We start from the raw sequence: 17,607 nt of genomic DNA on the forward strand, positions 1-17,607 counted from the left end.
TTAGCTGCAATCATCAAAACTTGTACAATCCCCAATTCTTTCAGGGTTTTGACTTGGAAGTAGTTTACGTCCAATTAAACCAATTGTTTGGGAAAAATCATCTGATCCAGGCTCTGATTGGATTCTTGCTCTTAGGCTCGTTAGTGTTTTGTTGTGTAAGCAAAATGCAGCAAGAACGATATCTGTTTTCTTTTGAGCCTCTAACTCAATCTCGTTTGAATGATTTTTTCTGCACAATGCTAGTGCATTCCCATTTTCTGGCACATTAAAAGCCCACTTCATTTGGTAAGGGCTTTCGTCTTTAGTATCATTAGTCTGCGGACTATAGTCTGCATTTAACCACTTGGGACCGTGCTGAATGAGGCTTGCAGCCACACTATTCTCTATATTTACACGGTTATTTTTTGTAACGACGTTAATTTTGATAGCGTGCCCATTTGCGGCGAGTAATGCATCACCTTTTGAATAGGCTAGTGAAAAATAGGTGGATCGAAGTAAGTCTCCGTTATTTTGGCATGCAGACAATGTTAAAAATAACGTACTAAATGCAAAAATTCGGAATATAGAAACCATCTCAATTGACTCTTTTCTATTGTGTTAAGCCACTCAGGTGTTTTCTTATTTAAACATCATTCCTGGTTCCAAGAAGTAATTTCTATAAATATTATTCAATAATATTGATTTCAGAAGTACTCGTAACCAACGAAAGTAGCTCAAGAAGATTATTCCGTTCAAGAGCAATACACCCTTCGGTGGGGGATAGACCAGGTTTGGCGACGTGCATAAAAATCGCTGATCCTCGGCCGGAAATTATGGGATCGAGGTTATAATTGAGGATAGCAATGAGATCATAAGTATTCTCCTGATCTCTCCAGAGATATTCAAAACGGGAAGTGTAAGGAATAATCACGGCTTGATTGTAATATGGATCTTCCGGTTCATCACACCAACCATCCCTCTGACTGAGCGGGAATATTTCAAGACTTTGATTTATAACGGCACGATCTGTGAGGGAAATACGATCGGCTCTATAGAGAACTTTTTGAATTGCCCATTTTCCGATAGGGGTTTTTCCATCCCCTTCGATTTTATTTTGTGCTGCAATAGTCCCGTTTTTACCGATGGTACAGGCCCAGGTTTTATCTCTGTAGGACGCCTGCCATTTACCATTAATATTTTGGACGATAATTTCCATGTGCGTATCTAGTGCTCTGCAATATGTTTCTTAACTTGAACCAAACATACAGGTTCACTCCGTCTTGTCGAGATCTCTGTTAGGGCTTTTTGAGCTCCTGATATTTTTCTAAGCCAGTCAAAAGATTTTGGGCGAAATCACTTTGATCTGAGGAGGCGAGTTCTTGAATTGGTTTTGAAGGCTCCGCAGGAGCATCGGGGATTGTTGAGACCGATGGCGGAGCAGAGGTTTGCGCCATGATCACATTATTTCCATTTAGCGGAAACCATTTCCCAGGTTTTCCGATGCCATGATTAAGCGGAATTGTCGTTGGAGGCAGTGCTTCAGCGACTTGAAGTGCTTTTGTTGTTACGTCTTGATTTGTCTTGGTTTTAACTGTTCCTAAATCATTATAAATTGCAGCAAGTGCCGCTTTACCTTCCAAGGGGGGATTATGTAAGGGGTGGGTGGTTGCAGCAGAAGTAGTTTGGAGAAAAGTGGGTGCTGGTACGGTTGTTGGGGATAACGGGGCAAAAATATTAGAAAGATCTGGATTATCAGCGACGTTTTTAGGAGAGGAGGCAGCTATTTGATTTGTTGGAGAACTAATTTTTGCAACTTGTACGGAGTCTAGAGCTTCATCTGGCCCTAAAAGTGCTTCAAATATATTTGCTCCAATGTCTTTACTCGTTGTTTCCTCAACAATGGAATTTGCAATTGCAGAAACGAATCCGGATGGTCCGCCAAAGAGCATACCACCAAATACACGGGCTGCAGGCTTTAGTTCATCACCCGTAATTTCTCTATAAATCGAAGAAACAACCGGAATATGTTGCAGAGGGTTAATAATGTCGAGAAAGTCCAAAAATCCAAATTCTTGCTCGTTCTCAGGTATGGCTTCGGTATTGTTTGTGTTTGGAAGAGAGGTCGGGGTGTTTAAATTTGCAGTTTGAGTATTTTCTAACTGCCCTTTGAAGCTGGCGGAGTGTTTTGGAGGAATATTTGATGAACCTATTTGAGAGAGCGAATTTACAACAATACCGTTCGCCGGTTTACCCGCCGTTGTTTGGTTCGCGTAAAGTTGATCCATCATTTTGCATACACCTGTTAATTGCTCTTGATTAGTAAGCAAATTTCAGGCCAGTCTCTGGTGAGGTAGAGTTTATAATGAAAAATTTTGTTTCTGGAGATTGTTATCTTGAGAGATGAGGCAGACTCTTCCCTCTGTCGAGGTAAACCTTGCCGATATCAAAATACTTAAATTACCCAGTTTGTATAAATTACCAGATCTGCCAAATTACCCGGATTGCACAATTCCCCAGGTCACACAATTACCCGGATCACACAATTACAAAGTGTGTCCAAATCGGGTTGCTTTGGTCTGGAGGTAAAACTCGTTGTGTCCGTTGGATGGAAAGTGATGCGGAACAGTCTGAGAAACATCAATACCGCATTGGATTAATGCACTGACCTTTTCTGGGTTATTTGTGAGCAACCTAACGTCATCAAATCCCAGTTGGCGGAGCATTTCAGCGGCCGGGACATAAATGCGTTCATCAGGGTCAAAACCTACCAGCTCATTTGCATCTGATGTGTCAGCACCACGATCTTGGAGTTCATAGGCTCGCAACTTGTTTACAAGGCCAATGCCACGACCTTCTTGAGAGAGATAAAGTAATATACCTCCGCCGTTCTCATTCATTAATTTGATTGCACCTCTTAACTGATCACCGCAATCGCATCGCAGGCTTCCGAGAAGATCACCTGTAAAACATTCTGAGTGCAGTCGAACCAAAACGGGGAGTTTCGGATCGGGATCTCCAATGACCAAAGCAAGATGCTCTACACCGCCATCTTTGGGGCGAAAAGCAACAACGGTTGTGTTTTCCGCTGTATCGAGCGGAATTTGCGCCGAAGCTACTTTTTTTAAGCTGTAGGCTGCTGTACTACGATATCCCGTAATATCATCGGCATTAACGGTAAGAAGATTATGAGCTTTACTTAAATCTTCAGCAGCTCCATCTGGCAAGCTAACAAACAGGGCAGCAGGTAAAAGACAGGCAAGTTTAGTTAAAAGCACTGAACTTCTTGCGAGTATTTCGGGCACGTCTGTGGTTAGGAAGTTATCGTGCCGAAGATTGATGCCAAGAGGATCGTGAACTGGATCAGCTAGGTAGGAGACGGCTTCTGAAGACATCCCATCTAAGGCAAAAGCGATAACTTCGGTCGTTGTAATGAGGGGTTTAGCTTCTTTAATCCCGATGGCGGCAGCCCGACGGGCAGTTAGCAAGAGACAGGGTTCTGCCTGTGCAATATGCTTAAGATTGTTGTGGATCTCTGTAGAAGCAGTTTCTGAGGCCTGAATCAGTGCGGCTTGCCCATCTGGGCGTCGAATAATAACTGCCGCGCCGCGCCGAAGTTCAGCAATGGCGCGTTCAACGGCAGGCAGGATTCTTGCGGCATTTTCTTCTAGCGCTGGCACTGACTTGTTCTCTCGACGGCTTAAGTATTAAAGATATTGTATCACTTAGATAAATGATGAGCCCCTTATTTAGGAGGCACTATCGCGATATTCCAGTGGAATACAATAAAAAGTGTTTGGTCCTTATACCAAAGCAAGATTGATGGAAAGAGCGAAATTACGAAGCGAGTATTAACTTTTGCGACAAGATTCACTAAGATTTCTCTAGGTTTCAACGTAATAGGCAATATTATGTCTTTGGGGTATCTTGTCGTTTGAATAATTCATACCGGGTGTGTCAAATAAAACAAGGTTGTTGAAAATGGAACCTAATACCGTATTACGCAGTGTCTTTATTATATTTGATGTTTTTACCGTAATTGAATTGTTACCGCGACATGAGGCAAAAACAAATTTTGTCTGTATTTTTAATCGGGACCGTTAATTTAGATAATTAATTAAATAGTTTAATTGTAATAATCTTCCATTAAAGACTTTTTGTTCTTTGTAATTGAGGATGAATTTATAGGTAAACTTGAATGTGATTAAGGCCAGTGTTATCTAAAATACAGACAATCGACTTTATGATCGTCGAATTGGATAGTGATAAACGGGGATAAAACTCTGGAACATGACAGGGAACGGATAAAGGATCACTAAGGATGACAACTTCGAACGGGCGTAAAATACTACTGGTTGACGACGACGACGCTCTTCGTTCTTCATTAAGTGAACAATTACGTTTACATGAAGAATTTGAAACGACAGAAGCTATCAATGGTATGGAGGGTCTTGAGAAGGCTAAGGGGGATTATTACGACGCCATCTTGCTGGATGTGGGCTTGCCGGATGTTGATGGCCGTGAAGTTTGTCGTCTGATGCGACGTGCGGGCGTTAAAAGCCCGATCATTATGCTCACAGCTGCTGAATCTGACGCGGATACTATTTTAGGTCTCGATGCCGGGGCCAATGACTATATCACCAAGCCTTTTCGCCTCGGCGTACTTCTTGCGCGTTTGAGAGCACAGCTTCGTCAACATGAGCAGAGCGAAGATGCCGTTTTCACCATTGGTCCCTATACTTTTCAACCGAGTGGCAAAATTCTTATCGAGGGTGAAACTCAGAAGAAGGTTCGCCTGACCGAAAAGGAAACGTCTATCCTTAAGTATTTGTATAGAAAGGGATCTCAGGTCGTTGGTAGAGACACCCTATTGAACGAAGTTTGGGGTTATAACGCTGGCGTAACGACACATACTCTTGAGACTCATGTATATAGATTGAGACAAAAGATTGAAATTGACCCTTCGAATGCAAAGCTATTAGTAACAGAGACAGGCGGCTATCGTTTGGTGCCATAGTACAAGAAGGCATTTAAGGATTGCTTTGTATTTGATTCCTACGGGAGTCGGGAGATTTTGAGAATTGTCTATAGTGAATGATTTTACGGTTACGTTTTGGGGTGTCAGGGGATCAATTCCCTGCCCGGAAGATAGCCATAGGCAATATGGAGGTAATACTTCCTGTGTAGAGGTTAAGTGTGGAGATCATCACTTCATTTTCGATGCAGGAACAGGAATACGTTCTCTTGGTCGAGATATATGCTGTGGTGGTGATGAGAAACAGATAGATATTTTCTTTTCTCATACGCATCACGATCATATTATGGGCATGCCTTTTTTTGGACCCAATTTTTATCCAAAAAACAAAGTCAGACTTTGGGCCGGGCATCTTTTAGAACAAAATAGCAATCTTCATGAAATCCTTTGCCGCTATATGGCTGAGCCTCTTTTTCCTGTGCCGCCAAAAGTTTTCTCTGCCAATGTAACATTCCACGATTTTAACGCTGGAGAGATTTTAGAGCCCTATCCCGGTTTTAAAATACGAACAACCCCGCTTAATCACCCTAACGGCGCAACAGGGTATCGTCTGGAGTATAAAGGACGGTCTTTCTGTTATGTGACTGATACAGAGCATGTACCATGTGTACCAGATCGCCAAATTCTCGAACTGGTCGAGGGGGCAGACTGCATGGTTTATGACAGTAGTTACACTGACGAAGAGTTTCCAAGTTTTGTCGATTGGGGGCATTCAACGTGGCAGGAAGGTGTACGTTTGTGTGAAAAGGCAAATGTAAAGCAGCTGGTCGCGTTCCATCATGACCCTTGCCATGATGACGAATTTTTAAACAAGCAGGCTCAGGACGCAGAAAAACAACGCCCAGGAACTCTTTTTGCTAAAGAGGGCATGGTTATTTCCCTTTGAAATAAAAGAGATTTGCTGTCTGAATCTTTGGGATCGTAAAGTCGATCAATTCCGGATCACGGAAAACTGACAGTACTTTGATCTTTTGAGGTATAGAATATCTATAAGATGTTCTTACCTATGAGATCTTCTATACTCACCAGAGGTTTATTCGTGATGAAGTGGTTTAGCTCAGTCAATGAAACTGCTTTGCCAGAGCGCGTTCTTAATGCCATCCATGAACAGGAAAACCAGACAGAGCAGCTTATTGGTTGGATTCAGCTCGCGGTCGTAACGATTTTTGGAACCCTGTATCTGATATCACCAAAAACCTTCAATGAAGATGTAACCTTTGCTCCTGTGCCTTGGGCGCTGGCGATATATCTTGCTCTGACTATTATTCGTATTGTCTGGTCCTACAATTTACGGATGCCGGACTGGTCACTGGCTCTTTCAGCCTTGTTTGATATGACTTTATTGATGGTTTTGATTTGGAGCTTTCATATTCAGTACAATCAGCCGCCAAGTTTTTATTTAAAAGTGCCAACACTTCTTTATGTCTTTATTTTTATTGCCATTCGGGCGTTAAGATTTGAAGCCAAATTTGTCATTATTGCGGGGTTATTTGCGGCTATTGGTTGGGGCTTAATGATCCTTTATGTGGTCAAGATTGATTCCATGGACAGCATGATTACCCGTAATTACGTGCAATACATGACATCAAATTCCATTCTTCTCGGGGCAGAATTCGATAAAATTATTTCGATCTTAATCGTGACTCTTATCCTTGCTGTTGCCCTTATTCGCGCGCGAAGACTATTGATACATTCTGTGTCAGAGCGGCAGGCTGCTGAGGAATTGTCGCGCTTTTTCTCTCCTGAGATTGCTGCAAAAATCGCACACTCTGAAGACAAAATCATGGCGGGGATAGCTGAGCGTCGCGAGGCTGCAATAATGAACCTCGATATGCGAGGCTTTACCAAAATGGCCTCTCAAGAGACCGTAGAAGTTGTGATGGGGACGCTGGCCGAATATCAGCAACTCTGTGTGCCGATTATTCAAAAACATGGCGGATCTATCGACAAGTTTATGGGCGATGGCATCATGGCAACCTTTGGGGCTTCGGAACCTTCTAAAACCTATGCAGCGGACGCTTTACGGGCGATGGATGAGCTTATGGAGGCCACTAAGAACTGGCGACGTGAAGAAGGGCTGGCAGTACCACTGGTAAATGGATCTGTGGCGGTGGGCTCTGTTCTGTTTGGCGCGGTCGGCGATGATTCCAGACTGGAGTATACCGTTATTGGAGATGCGGTTAATCTGTCGGCAAAACTTGAAAAACATAACAAGGATGTTGGTGCCCGTGCTCTTGCGGATGATACCGCTTATAAACGGGCTCTGGAGCAGGGATATGAACCTAAAAGCCAGAAGAAAAGGCTTGAAAACAACCATATAATGGGGATCTCCAAGCCTCTTGATCTTGTGGTGGTTGCGGAGTAGTCAACTACTGTTTTCGATCATCCAACCTTGCTTGTTAAGCTTATTTGTAAGGATCTGCAGCGTCTCGTAGGCCATCACCAAGGAAGTTATAACAAAGCACGACTAAAATCACTGGCTGGACAGGCAATAGAAGCCATGGATAAAGAACGACGGCGCTGATATTCTGAGCCTCGTTCAAAAGGACACCCCAGGACGTGATGGGCGCGCGTAAACCAAGGCCTAAGAAGGATAAGCTGGTCTCCCCCAAGATCATCATGGGAACAGCAAGCGTTGCCGAAGCGATCAGATGACTGCTAAAGGATGGCAAGAGGTGTCTGCCGATAACACGCGCGTGAGAGGCCCCCATCAATTGCGCTGCGGTGGTAAAGTCCTCTTCCCGAAGACTGAGTAATTTTGATCTGACAGCTCTGGCAAGTCCTGGCCAATCGAGAAGGCCGAGAATAATGGAAATCCCAAAAAATACCCCTAAAGGGCTCCAAGTGACGGGTAAAAGGGCTGAGAGTGTCATAAAGAGGGGTAAGGTTGGAAATGATTTCAGAATTTCGATCGCTCTGAGGACAAAAGTGTCAATTAATCCGCCAAAGTATCCAGCCATACCGCCCAGAAGTGTTCCAAGAACAAAGCTGATAAAGACGCCAATTAGCCCAATTGTCAGTGAAATTCTTGAACCATAAATAATGCGGCTAAAAATATCACGGCCAAGGCGATCAGTACCCCAAACAAAAAAAGTACCATTCTCTGGTGGGCATACGATATGAAAATCACCGCTGATCAGGCCCCAGAAGGCATAATCTTGATTGCTACGACAGAAGAATTGTAACTCGTTTACCTGGGAAGGATTAGAGGTGTATTCCCGTTTGAGATTTTCCATGTTGAGGGTATAGTCATACCCGTAAACAAACGGGCCAATAAATTCGTCTTCATGGAAAAAGTGTACGGCCTGAGGGGGCGCGTAAATAAAATCGATTTCGCGATTATGCAGGTTATAGGGTGCAACAATTTCTGCAAATAACGCAACGAGATACATACAGCCTAGAATGATTCCCGAATAGACCGCCAGTTTATGTTTTCTGAACTTCCACCACATTATTTGCCACTGAGAGGCCGTATAATAACGTTCTTGCTGCGGGGTTAATTTTGTTACAGACAGAGGATCAAAGGGTGCCGGATTTACATAATGTTCTAAAGGTTTCTTACTCATTTTACGGCTCCCCCACCTAGGCGAATTCGAGGGTCAACAGCCGCAAGAATAAGATCAGAAACAAATACGCCTATGACCACAAGTGATGCCTCAATAATGAGAAAGGATCCAGCCAGATACATATCCTGACTGAGCAACGAATTGACGAGCATTGGCCCGGTTGTTTCCAACCCCATAACAACCGCGACAAGGACTGATCCAGATAAGAGATCGGGCAAGATTGAGCCAATATCAGCTATAAAGGGGTTAATGGCCAATCGTAACGGATACTTTATCAAGATTTTAAGAGGAGACTGCCCTTTGGCCTTTGCGGTTATGACGTATTGTTTTGAAAGCTCATCAAGAAGGTTGGCTCTTAGTCGACGGATCATGCCTGCTGTACCTGATGTGCCAATAACAACAACGGGAATCCAAAGATGTTCGAGGACAGATAGGGCTTTTTCATAGCTCCAGGGTTGACCAATAAATTGTTCGTCCATGAGGCCGCCAATGGAAGTCCCAAACCACACATTTGCAAAATATAGAAGTATAAGCGCGAGTAGAAAGTTTGGTGTTGCAAGCCCGATAAATCCAACAAAACTAAAGACGTAATCTCCGACTGAGTATTGATTTACAGCAGTATATATACCGATAGGAAAAGACAGGGCATAGGTAAATAAGGTGGCAGCCAGTGCGAGGATAATTGTTAAGGTAATACGATCACCAATTACTTCGGTTACGGGGAGTTCGTGTTCGAAAGAATATCCAAGGTCCCCTGTAACCAACCCTGTAACCCAGTTTAAATATTGAATATAAAGAGGTTTGTCTAATCCATATTCTGTACGGAGATACTCGATTTTTTCTTGATCAACATTTTCACCTTGAGACTGCATCTCAGCTATTTGGGTCTCAAGAAAATCCCCTGGCGGCAATTGAATTAAAACAAATATGATCGCAGAAATTATCAGGAGCGTGGGAATCATTGCGAGAATGCGGTTGATGATATAGCTCAGCATTATGATGCTCCCTCTGTTTCAAGGTGAGACAGAAGTATATCATCGGTGTCTTTGCCAATTCTGACAAAATGACCGCCACCAAGGTCAAACATTTGCATTTCGGTTGTTTCATTAACGGTAAAGGGAGCGGGCCACTGTTCTGGTGTCGATGCCTTGCTGGAAATCAAATGCTTTAGGTCCAAAGGCCGGTCTAAATCTGGATCTGGAACTGCCGAAACCAATGCGCGGGTATAGGGATGTACCGGGTTCTTGAATAAGAGTTCTTTTGGGGCGGTTTCAACAAGACGACCCCGACACATAACCATGATGCGATCTGCTACGTAATCAATCACAGCTAAATTGTGACTGATAAAAATATAGGTGAGTCCCAGAGCTTCTTTTAAATCTTTCAATAAGTTCAGGACTTGAGCTTGAATAGAAACATCCAGAGCTGAAACAGGTTCATCGCAAATCAAGAGATCAGGTTGAAGGGCAAGAGCTCGCGCGATCCCAATGCGTTGGCGCTGACCACCAGAGAACGAATGTGGATAGCGATTGATGTGCATTGGTGCCAGCCCTACAACATCCATGAGACACTCAACCATTTCCCGTCTTTTACTGGCATCTTTCATACCGTGTATAAGAAGGGGCTCTCCGATGAGTTCCTGAACTGTCATTCTTGGGTTTAGGGAGCTGTAGGGGTCCTGAAACATAAATTGGACCCGCTCTCGGAAGTTAAACAGCTCTGATTTTTCGAGGTTTAGGACATCAATTGGGTTGTTTTCCTGGTCTCTGAATATAATAGAGCCGCTATCAGGGGACAGGGCGCGCATGATAATTTTAGACAGGGTGGTTTTTCCGCAACCACTTTCTCCAACGAGTCCAAGACATTCGCCGCGCCTGACGTAAAAACTGATATCGTCGACAGCCAGTGCTTTTTCTTCAGTGTTTTTTGTAAACAGTCCACCTTTTCTAATGGAAAAGGATTTGTTGATGTTTTTAACTTCTAAAAGAGGTGGATCTTCATCTGATATTGCCCGACGTTGATGCTTCGCCTTCAGAATCGGGTTGTTTTTGTCGTGGTTGATTTCTCTGATCGGCTTTAAACGTTCACCCGGTTTCATATCAAATCGAGGAACTGCGTTTAACAATGCTTTGAGATATGGATGGCTGGCGTGCCGGAAAATGTCTTCGGCTGTACCGCTTTCCATAATTTCGCCGTGATACATAACGACGACTTCATCTGCCATATTGGTCACGACACCCAGATCGTGAGTGATCATGAGGACAGACATATCCAACTCGATTTGCAAATCTTTTATAAGTTTAAGAATTTGTGCTTGGATCGTAACATCCAAAGCTGTCGTTGGTTCATCCGCAACGAGAAGGGCGGGATGGCAGACGAGTGCCATAGCGATAACTGCGCGTTGTCTCAGACCACCTGAGAGTTCAAAGGGGTAGGTTTTCATCGCTCTGATCGGATCTGGAAATCCCACCATGCGCAGCATATCAGTGGTCATTTCAAGAGATTGGGATGAACTCATGGATCGATGGAGTTCAAGTGCCTCGCAGATCTGGTTTCCAATGGTATGAACTGGTGAGAGCGATGTCATCGGTTCTTGGAACACCATAGATATCCTGCCGCCGCGAATTTTGCGCATTTGTTTGCTATCGCGATCAAGCTTGGCAATATCTACGATTTGGCCGGGTGTCTTTGGGTCGGTAAACAATATCTCACCGCCAGCTACACGAGCAACTTTGGGAAGAATGCCCATAATCGCCTGACTAACGACAGATTTCCCTGATCCTGATTCCCCAACCAAAGATACGGTTTTTCCTTTGGGGATGCGGAATGAAACGCCTTTTACAGCATTCAATTCTCCCTCTGGGAGTTTGAAGGCCACACGTAAGTTATTGACCTGTAATAGATCGTTCACGGATTAACCCTAACCCCACTGTTAAAACCCTGTTGACCTGACCTTTTATTGTATTTCACGGGTTATAGTCCCGAAATCTGTGGGTCAGGCATTTCACTATCACCATCTGGATCCAGTCCGATATCTAGCATATTCCCTACGGTGATTTGGTCAAGCGGAGCGTTGTATTCTTTGGCAACCTGTGTTGCGCACCATACGAGATAACGAAATCCGTAAAGATTTGATTCAAGTGTAATTTTTTGATCATCGTTTTTTAGAGTTAAGTGTAAAGTTCCTTTTGGCTTCTGATCGCTTTCTTTGTCTTTTATAGGACGTCCAAAATATCGTAACTCTATGTTTTTAATTGTTTCCCAGTAAATTGATTCTTGCTTCCAGCTTGTGAATTTCAAACCATTAGGATCAACTGTGACAAAAGATTTATGACGACGATAACTCTGCAGCCCAAAGAAACAAAATATTACAATAATGGTGCCAAAAAAGAGTAGTGAAATTATATTCTCTGACCCGTAAATCAGTCCTCCTGCACCAATTGCCAATCCAAAAAGAGTTTTTGCATAATCCCAGTAAATATCAAATAGAGGGTAGCGGAATGTATGAGGAGTAATTTTATCCATGTGTATTATTCTTTTGAATGATTTTTTGAATAATGAGTGCTGAATTTTCAGTACCGTTCAAATCAAGGGTTATCTTGGTAACTGGTCGATCGATAGCAGCATCAATGGCGTGCGCAAGATTAACAGGAGATAGATCTTTTTCTGAGATCACAGTAAGTACACCATAATCTTCCAATTTTTTAGCCCTGGTTGTCTGCTCGCTCTGAGTATCGGCTGCAAATGGGACTACGATGGCAGGAGTCAACGTCGTTAGTAGTTCTAGGATCGTATTATATCCAGCTTGGCTAACAGAGAGTTGTGACGTTTTTAGTAGTGCTTGAAAATCAGGTCTGTTGCGTTCGACGGTAAGCCCTTTCGGTGCATTGTTTGAAATTTCATCAAAATCCCTGTCCGGAAGATTGTCACCGAGCAGCAATCGCCAAGGAATATCTTTTAACTTACAGAGATTTTTAGCTTCAAGGACTGCCTTTGCGAGCGGCAGAGCCACAGCACCTCCGCCTGCTGAAATTAGGACACCATTTCGGGTACCGTGCTGGGTGTTATCTTTGGCCTTATTTTGGGGGAAGGCTATTTTTTTCTCTGTTGTTACCGTGTCATTATTTGATGTTTCGACAACGTAACCAGTATAGGTGATTTTATGGGCAACTTTTTCTGCCAGGGGAAAACTGTCTTGCAGGGAAATAAAGCTGGAATCCCCATGAACCAAAACTTGATCGATATCTTTGAGAACACGCTCAATAATCCACTCTCCCTTGCCGGGAGTTTTATGGGTTGTCAGTATATCCCTTACGGACGTGACAACAGGCACCCCTTGCTCTTTGGCGCGTGCGATAAGAGGATCCAGTTCAAATCGCATTTGGCGCCTGCCAAAGGGAAACATCTCAATCAGGAGAACTTTGGGGTTTGTTGTCTTGAAAGCTTCGAGCAGGGTTTCTTTGCGACTGTTTTTCCAATCCTCATCGACAACCTGATCATCGATATCCATCAAGACTTTGAAGCTGTCATCTGCGGCGCGAAGAGGGGGAAGTTGTAAGGTCTCTATTTTCCCCATATTCAAATCCGGGACAGGACGGCCTCCGGTCACAAAAATAACCTTCAGGCCGATTTTGTGCATGGCCTTGGCAAGTAGAGAAGCCCGCTTAAGATGGCCAATACCCAAGAGATGTTGAACATAAATAAAAACATCAACACGCATTATGATTACCTGTATTTTTATCGAGTTCTGATCTTGTGGAGTGAATCGGTAAGGGAAAACGTTGGGGATTTTCCATGAGAGAGAGATTTATAACAGAAACCTCTACTTGACCAGATTGTGTGATTTTAAAGAGATGGGCGCAATTATCTTGTAACTTTTGCGGTGGTTTACCGAGCATATTCCAACCCGACGCACTGGCATAAATAGCCCGTATTATGCCTTTATGCGCCACGCAGACCGCGGACAGGTTCTGACGACCTAGATCGAGTAAAAAGGGGGCGAGGCGCTGTTGTACTTGTCTCGGACTTTCGCCTCCCGGAGGTAAAAGATCCAGCCCCATATCTTCCATTTTCTGTAACTGGGGTCCAAGATTCTCACGCAATTCAGGAAGGCGCTTTCCCTCCCACTCTCCCCAGGACATTTCCGAAAGCCGAGGCTCAGTCGTTATTGAATCTTTCCCCATAATTTGAGCTGTTTTCTGTGCTCTTTTAAGGGGACTAACGTACCATGGAACGCTGTACCATTCATCCGGCAGTGACCATTGTCCCACCTGGTTCTGGCCCTCAGGTGATAGCGGAATATCTGAACGGCCTTGCATCCGTTTCTCTAGGTTCCAGATCGTTGGACCATGGCGAAGGATGAGAATTTCACTCATGGAGATTTAAACTTATCGAGAGGTTGATTCGACAATATTGCCGTTAAAATTTGTGCTGTTTTTTCTGCACCATTGGTGTCGAGACTTGAAGGGGGGCGTTGCTTGGTATTTAGAGTCTGTTCGATGGCATCAGCCAGTATTTGTCCTGTAAGATTTTCTTCATCTACATAGGTGAGAGCATTGGTTTCGGCCAAAAGTTTAGCCCTAAGAGTCTGTTCTGTTTCCAGGCCACCTGAATAGGGGACGATTACCCTGGGACACCCAGCCCGCAACACTTCCATCACTGTATTGTAGCCGCCCTGGCTAATGGATAGAGCACAATTGGGGAGTAAAGATGTGAAATCAGCCCTCGAACGTTGGATAATTAAGCGATCTTCTGACAGATTTGCGTATTGGGAAAAGAGATCTTCGGGCAGGCTATGGCCGATGAAAATGCGCCAGACTTTGTTTTTTAGGGAACTTTTCTCTCGGGCAGAAATGGCAGCTTTAACAAGGCGTTCGCTGACCGCGCCTCCGCCAGTAGAAACGATGATTTCGTCTTTTCCGTCAGTCGGGTGAGGGGCTTCATCAACCTTTTCATCAACGACATAGCCACTATAGAGGATCTTATTCGATATCTCGCGTGCAGGGTGAAAGGTTTTATCAAAGGGAATAAGGTTGGGGTCGCCGTGAATCAGAACGTTGTCAAAATACGTTTCTATCCAGGTCAACATCTCGTCGATGCGTTCTTGCTTGGGGGCTTTAACCAGAATATCGCGAACTGAAGAGATTATCTTTGGTGGGGACGAGGAGTTCTTGGCGGTTTCGAGGAGAGGAACGAGTTCAAATCGCATCTGTCGACGGCCAAAAGGAAACATCTCGAGGAGAATCAAACGTGGTTTGGTTTTGTTAAAAATTTCCTGAAGGTGCTGGGCCCGACTTTGCTTGAAAGCCTTATCGATGGGGCGGTCTTTTTGATCAAGGAGTTCTGTGAAATAGATGCCATCTGCCCGCACAGGTGCAAGTTGATAGAAGGTTGCGGGGCCTGTGTCTAAACCGGGTACTTCCAGCCCGCCTGATACAAAGGCAACTTTCATGCCGATACGTTCCATCGCACGGGTTAAGGTCGCTGCACGCCTTTGATGACCGATACCGAGTAAATGTTGTACATAAAACAGTACATCTATCTGATTAGTTTGACTCATTATGTCCTATGATGCGTTGTTATTCTTGCTGTAATCGAACAAGGGTAAACCCGGTTTTATATGATCTTTTCTTGATGCCGCGAGAATTTCGTCAAGGCGACGTCCTGCATTTTCAATGCTGTGTACCAACTTAACCTTTTCAGCTGCTGCTTGTCCCATGGCTCTTCGCCTCACAGGTGCAGAAAGCAGACTTCTTAAGGCTGCTGCAAAAGCAATGGCATCACCGGGGGGAGTTAATATGCCTGTTTCCCCATCTGTAACAACTGCAGGGACTCCGCCTGTGTTACCTGCTATTACGGGTAATCCACCTGCCTGAGCCTCAAGAAATGCAAGACCAAAGGCTTCGTTGATGGCGGGCCAAGTATAGATATCACAAGCAGGAATGATGTGTGCCAATTCTTGTGTAGTACGTTCTCCAGCAAAAACGACCTTACTTGGAGATGCCCATTTGAAGGCCGTTTCTACGTCAGATCTAGCCTGACCATCTCCGACAATTAGAAGCTGCCATTGTAAGTCAGGTAATCCTCTCAAGGCATTGGCAAGGACGCGGTAGGAAGCAAGCTTGTCTCCTTCACGCATCATGGCAATAGAGAGTAGCCATTGTTTGTTGGGATCTAAGTTATAATTTTTAGCGGTATCTCGTCGGTGTTGAGACCAATTTTCACGAGCGGCAGTAATAGGATCTGCAATGATGAAGGGAGGAAGCGACCAGTTGCGCAGATCGGGAGGCAGACATAAAGAATCGTGAGGGTTCAAACTGATTGCGCACTCTGAGAGATTTAATGCATCAACAACAGCTTTGTGGCTGAGATCCCAGGGCCCATCAGCGCGTTTGTTTGCAACAGAGGCTTCAATGACAACATAGGGTATCTCTAAGGCACGACACACAATCGGGCCAATCCAATCAGGAGCCTTGTAATAGAGGTGGTAGGTTAACCATAGATCAGGCCGCTTGTCTTTAGGCAGTTGCTTTAGTTTGCGTAGATAGCGATGTGCTATTTTTGCACCAATATTTTTAAGCCTTTGTTGACGCGTGAGGTTGCCGAGAGCATCTCGTGACCGCAGCTGAGAAGCCAGTTCAACTTCGTGACCATAAGATTCAAGAGCTTGGATTAAGAGTCTGGCGACGTGGCGGTCTCCAGAGGGAGTTGGATGCCGGGGAGACTTTAACGGGGCATAAAAAGCGATACGCATCCCGGCAACTCGCTTAACTGGCCATGAAACGGGTTATGAGCTGGTCAATTCCCCGTTTCATAGAAAAATCATCTCTAACCCGTTTGGCACCGGCCTGACCTAGCTTGTAGCGTAGCTTGGGGTCGATAATTAAGCGTTCAATTGCCTGACTGAGTTCTTTGGGACTTTGCGGTGGTACTAAAAGGCCTGTTTCGCCATCCACAATCAATTCGGGAATGGCAGAGATACTCGTTGATAAACAGGCGAGAGCCTGACTCTGTGCTTCCATAAGGACATTTGGCATCCCGTCGCGATCACCGTCTTCTGTGATTCTACTGGCAAGAACAAATAAGTCGGCCTTCCGATACTGTTCAAGGACGATCTCTTGGGGTTGAGCACCCATCCAGGTGATTTTATCTGTTAATCCTAATGATTCTGATTGTAGTTTGAGACCCTTGCTCAAGGTTCCGCCACCGATATGGACAAAATGCCAGTTCAATGTTTTTGGTAAGACGGCGAGGGCTTTTAATAAATCATCATAGCCCTTCTTCGGAACAGCCCTTCCCACAGAAATCAGGGTGACTGGTTGATCTGTTGCGGTACCATCCCGTAGAACTTGATCATTGCCAACCTTATCAAACCGATCAAAATCAAGCCCGTGGTAGACGAGGTCTACTCGGTCATTGTCTGGAGAAAGGCTGCTTAGGTAGTCGACATTTACTTTTGTGCAGGTTGCGAGCCATTTGATGTCAGCAAGCTTTTCACGTAATTCCCACTCGGGCGTTGTCCATATATCCTTGGCATGAGCAGATCCACACCATGGTAGATTTCGCATAAATGCGGCGTATCGTGTCACAGAAGAAGGGGTGTGTAGAAAGTGGGCGTATAGCCAGTCGACCTCGTCGGGAAGTTCAGCTGCAAGCACACAGGCTTGCGCGAATCTCCGGATGCGGTTTGTTGTTTTATCTCTTTTAAGATCTTTGAAAAATATAGACCTAGCTTTTTTATAGCCCGGGAGGCTTCGAACTTTCCACCAACTCTTTAACACTCGCGAAGGTTCTTGATAGACATACTCTGGAAGATAGCTAACTGGCGCTTTTATTTCCTGATGTATGGGGTGGGTTGAGCTATCGGTGGGGTGTCTGAGAGAAATCAGTGATAACTTTAGGCCACGCTTCTCCAAAGCCAGAAGTTCTTGGGCAATAAATGTTTCTGACAGGCGTGGATAGCCTTTTAGGATAACGGTGACTTTTTTGCTCATAGCGTCTGATATTATTTCCGCTGCTGCAGGTGATTAC

16 protein-coding genes are annotated in these 17,607 nt (G+C 44.5%); 3 read left to right on the forward strand and 13 right to left on the reverse strand.

Going from position 1 to position 17,607, the window contains the following annotated elements:
* The 4 genes from ACFSKO_RS04730 to ACFSKO_RS04745 form a co-directional block, all read right to left on the reverse strand.
* Nucleotides 1–573, reverse strand: a complete 573-nt coding sequence (locus tag ACFSKO_RS04730) for a hypothetical protein (protein ID WP_380248930.1) — start codon at nucleotides 571–573, stop codon at nucleotides 1–3.
* 91 nt (nucleotides 574–664) lie between these two features.
* On the reverse strand, nucleotides 665–1,195 hold the full coding sequence (locus ACFSKO_RS04735) for a L,D-transpeptidase family protein (protein ID WP_380248932.1): 531 nt from the start codon (nucleotides 1,193–1,195) through the stop codon (nucleotides 665–667).
* 79 nt (nucleotides 1,196–1,274) lie between these two features.
* On the reverse strand, nucleotides 1,275–2,267 hold the full coding sequence (locus ACFSKO_RS04740) for a hypothetical protein (protein WP_380248934.1): 993 nt from the start codon (nucleotides 2,265–2,267) through the stop codon (nucleotides 1,275–1,277).
* 255 nt (nucleotides 2,268–2,522) lie between these two features.
* Nucleotides 2,523–3,656 carry a GTP cyclohydrolase II gene (locus tag ACFSKO_RS04745; protein ID WP_380248936.1) on the reverse strand — a complete coding sequence of 378 codons (1,134 nt, stop codon included), beginning with the start codon at nucleotides 3,654–3,656 and terminating at the stop codon, nucleotides 2,523–2,525.
* A 641-nt stretch (nucleotides 3,657–4,297) separates the two neighbouring features.
* On the opposite strand from ACFSKO_RS04745, the gene ACFSKO_RS04750 reads away from it, so the two are divergent.
* From ACFSKO_RS04750 to ACFSKO_RS04760, 3 genes are all read left to right on the forward strand, one after another.
* Complete coding sequence (locus ACFSKO_RS04750; protein ID WP_380248938.1) at nucleotides 4,298–4,993, forward strand: response regulator transcription factor; 696 nt, start codon at nucleotides 4,298–4,300, stop codon at nucleotides 4,991–4,993.
* A gap of 73 nt (nucleotides 4,994–5,066) precedes the next feature.
* Nucleotides 5,067–5,897 carry an MBL fold metallo-hydrolase gene (locus ACFSKO_RS04755; RefSeq protein ID WP_380249442.1) on the forward strand — a complete coding sequence of 277 codons (831 nt, stop codon included), beginning with the start codon at nucleotides 5,067–5,069 and terminating at the stop codon, nucleotides 5,895–5,897.
* 156 nt (nucleotides 5,898–6,053) lie between these two features.
* Nucleotides 6,054–7,376 (forward strand): adenylate/guanylate cyclase domain-containing protein, encoded by a 1,323-nt coding sequence (locus ACFSKO_RS04760; RefSeq protein WP_380248940.1) that lies wholly within the window; start codon nucleotides 6,054–6,056, stop codon nucleotides 7,374–7,376.
* A gap of 40 nt (nucleotides 7,377–7,416) precedes the next feature.
* Here the strand turns inward: ACFSKO_RS04760 and ACFSKO_RS04765 are convergent, their stop codons facing one another.
* The 9 genes from ACFSKO_RS04765 to ACFSKO_RS04805 form a co-directional block, all read right to left on the reverse strand.
* Nucleotides 7,417–8,577 (reverse strand): ABC transporter permease, encoded by a 1,161-nt coding sequence (locus tag ACFSKO_RS04765; RefSeq protein WP_380248942.1) that lies wholly within the window; start codon nucleotides 8,575–8,577, stop codon nucleotides 7,417–7,419.
* Nucleotides 8,574–9,572, reverse strand: a complete 999-nt coding sequence (locus ACFSKO_RS04770) for an ABC transporter permease (protein ID WP_380248944.1) — start codon at nucleotides 9,570–9,572, stop codon at nucleotides 8,574–8,576. The genes ACFSKO_RS04765 and ACFSKO_RS04770 overlap by 4 nt, the downstream gene beginning before the upstream one ends.
* On the reverse strand, nucleotides 9,572–11,488 hold the full coding sequence (locus ACFSKO_RS04775; RefSeq protein ID WP_380248946.1) for an ABC transporter ATP-binding protein: 1,917 nt from the start codon (nucleotides 11,486–11,488) through the stop codon (nucleotides 9,572–9,574). The genes ACFSKO_RS04770 and ACFSKO_RS04775 overlap by 1 nt, the downstream gene beginning before the upstream one ends.
* A gap of 62 nt (nucleotides 11,489–11,550) precedes the next feature.
* Nucleotides 11,551–12,102, reverse strand: coding sequence for a hypothetical protein (locus ACFSKO_RS04780; protein WP_380248948.1), 552 nt, complete (start codon nucleotides 12,100–12,102; stop codon nucleotides 11,551–11,553).
* Nucleotides 12,095–13,297 carry a glycosyltransferase family protein gene (locus ACFSKO_RS04785; RefSeq protein WP_380248950.1) on the reverse strand — a complete coding sequence of 401 codons (1,203 nt, stop codon included), beginning with the start codon at nucleotides 13,295–13,297 and terminating at the stop codon, nucleotides 12,095–12,097. The genes ACFSKO_RS04780 and ACFSKO_RS04785 overlap by 8 nt, the downstream gene beginning before the upstream one ends.
* Entirely contained in the window at nucleotides 13,287–13,952 is a 666-nt protein-coding gene (locus ACFSKO_RS04790; protein WP_380248951.1) for a histidine phosphatase family protein, read from the reverse strand. Before ACFSKO_RS04790 ends, ACFSKO_RS04785 begins: the two co-directional genes overlap by 11 nt.
* Nucleotides 13,949–15,136 carry a glycosyltransferase family protein gene (locus ACFSKO_RS04795; RefSeq protein ID WP_380248953.1) on the reverse strand — a complete coding sequence of 396 codons (1,188 nt, stop codon included), beginning with the start codon at nucleotides 15,134–15,136 and terminating at the stop codon, nucleotides 13,949–13,951. Before ACFSKO_RS04795 ends, ACFSKO_RS04790 begins: the two co-directional genes overlap by 4 nt.
* A 6-nt stretch (nucleotides 15,137–15,142) precedes the next feature.
* Entirely contained in the window at nucleotides 15,143–16,330 is a 1,188-nt protein-coding gene (locus ACFSKO_RS04800) for a glycosyltransferase family 4 protein (RefSeq protein WP_380248955.1), read from the reverse strand.
* A gap of 13 nt (nucleotides 16,331–16,343) precedes the next feature.
* Nucleotides 16,344–17,570, reverse strand: coding sequence for a glycosyltransferase family 4 protein (locus tag ACFSKO_RS04805; protein ID WP_380248957.1), 1,227 nt, complete (start codon nucleotides 17,568–17,570; stop codon nucleotides 16,344–16,346).
* Between the last annotated feature and the right edge of the window lie 37 nt (nucleotides 17,571–17,607).

Origin of the sequence: Kiloniella antarctica (genome assembly GCF_042682825.1) — a bacterium.
GTDB classification, from domain to species: Bacteria; Pseudomonadota; Alphaproteobacteria; order Kiloniellales; family Kiloniellaceae; genus Kiloniella; species Kiloniella antarctica.

Coding starts and splice junctions, on each gene's coding strand:
- ACFSKO_RS04730 (WP_380248930.1), bottom strand. CDS start 573: ATGGTTTCTATATTCCGAATTTTTGCATTTAGTACGTTATTTTTAACA.
- ACFSKO_RS04735 (WP_380248932.1), bottom strand. CDS start 1,195: ATGGAAATTATCGTCCAAAATATTAATGGTAAATGGCAGGCGTCCTAC.
- ACFSKO_RS04740 (WP_380248934.1), bottom strand. CDS start 2,267: ATGATGGATCAACTTTACGCGAACCAAACAACGGCGGGTAAACCGGCG.
- ACFSKO_RS04750 (WP_380248938.1), top strand. CDS start 4,298: ATGACAACTTCGAACGGGCGTAAAATACTACTGGTTGACGACGACGAC.
- ACFSKO_RS04760 (WP_380248940.1), top strand. CDS start 6,054: ATGAAGTGGTTTAGCTCAGTCAATGAAACTGCTTTGCCAGAGCGCGTT.
- ACFSKO_RS04765 (WP_380248942.1), bottom strand. CDS start 8,577: ATGAGTAAGAAACCTTTAGAACATTATGTAAATCCGGCACCCTTTGAT.
- ACFSKO_RS04770 (WP_380248944.1), bottom strand. CDS start 9,572: ATGCTGAGCTATATCATCAACCGCATTCTCGCAATGATTCCCACGCTC.
- ACFSKO_RS04780 (WP_380248948.1), bottom strand. CDS start 12,102: ATGGATAAAATTACTCCTCATACATTCCGCTACCCTCTATTTGATATT.
- ACFSKO_RS04785 (WP_380248950.1), bottom strand. CDS start 13,297: ATGCGTGTTGATGTTTTTATTTATGTTCAACATCTCTTGGGTATTGGC.
- ACFSKO_RS04790 (WP_380248951.1), bottom strand. CDS start 13,952: ATGAGTGAAATTCTCATCCTTCGCCATGGTCCAACGATCTGGAACCTA.
- ACFSKO_RS04795 (WP_380248953.1), bottom strand. CDS start 15,136: ATGAGTCAAACTAATCAGATAGATGTACTGTTTTATGTACAACATTTA.
- ACFSKO_RS04800 (WP_380248955.1), bottom strand. CDS start 16,330: ATGCGTATCGCTTTTTATGCCCCGTTAAAGTCTCCCCGGCATCCAACT.
- ACFSKO_RS04805 (WP_380248957.1), bottom strand. CDS start 17,570: ATGAGCAAAAAAGTCACCGTTATCCTAAAAGGCTATCCACGCCTGTCA.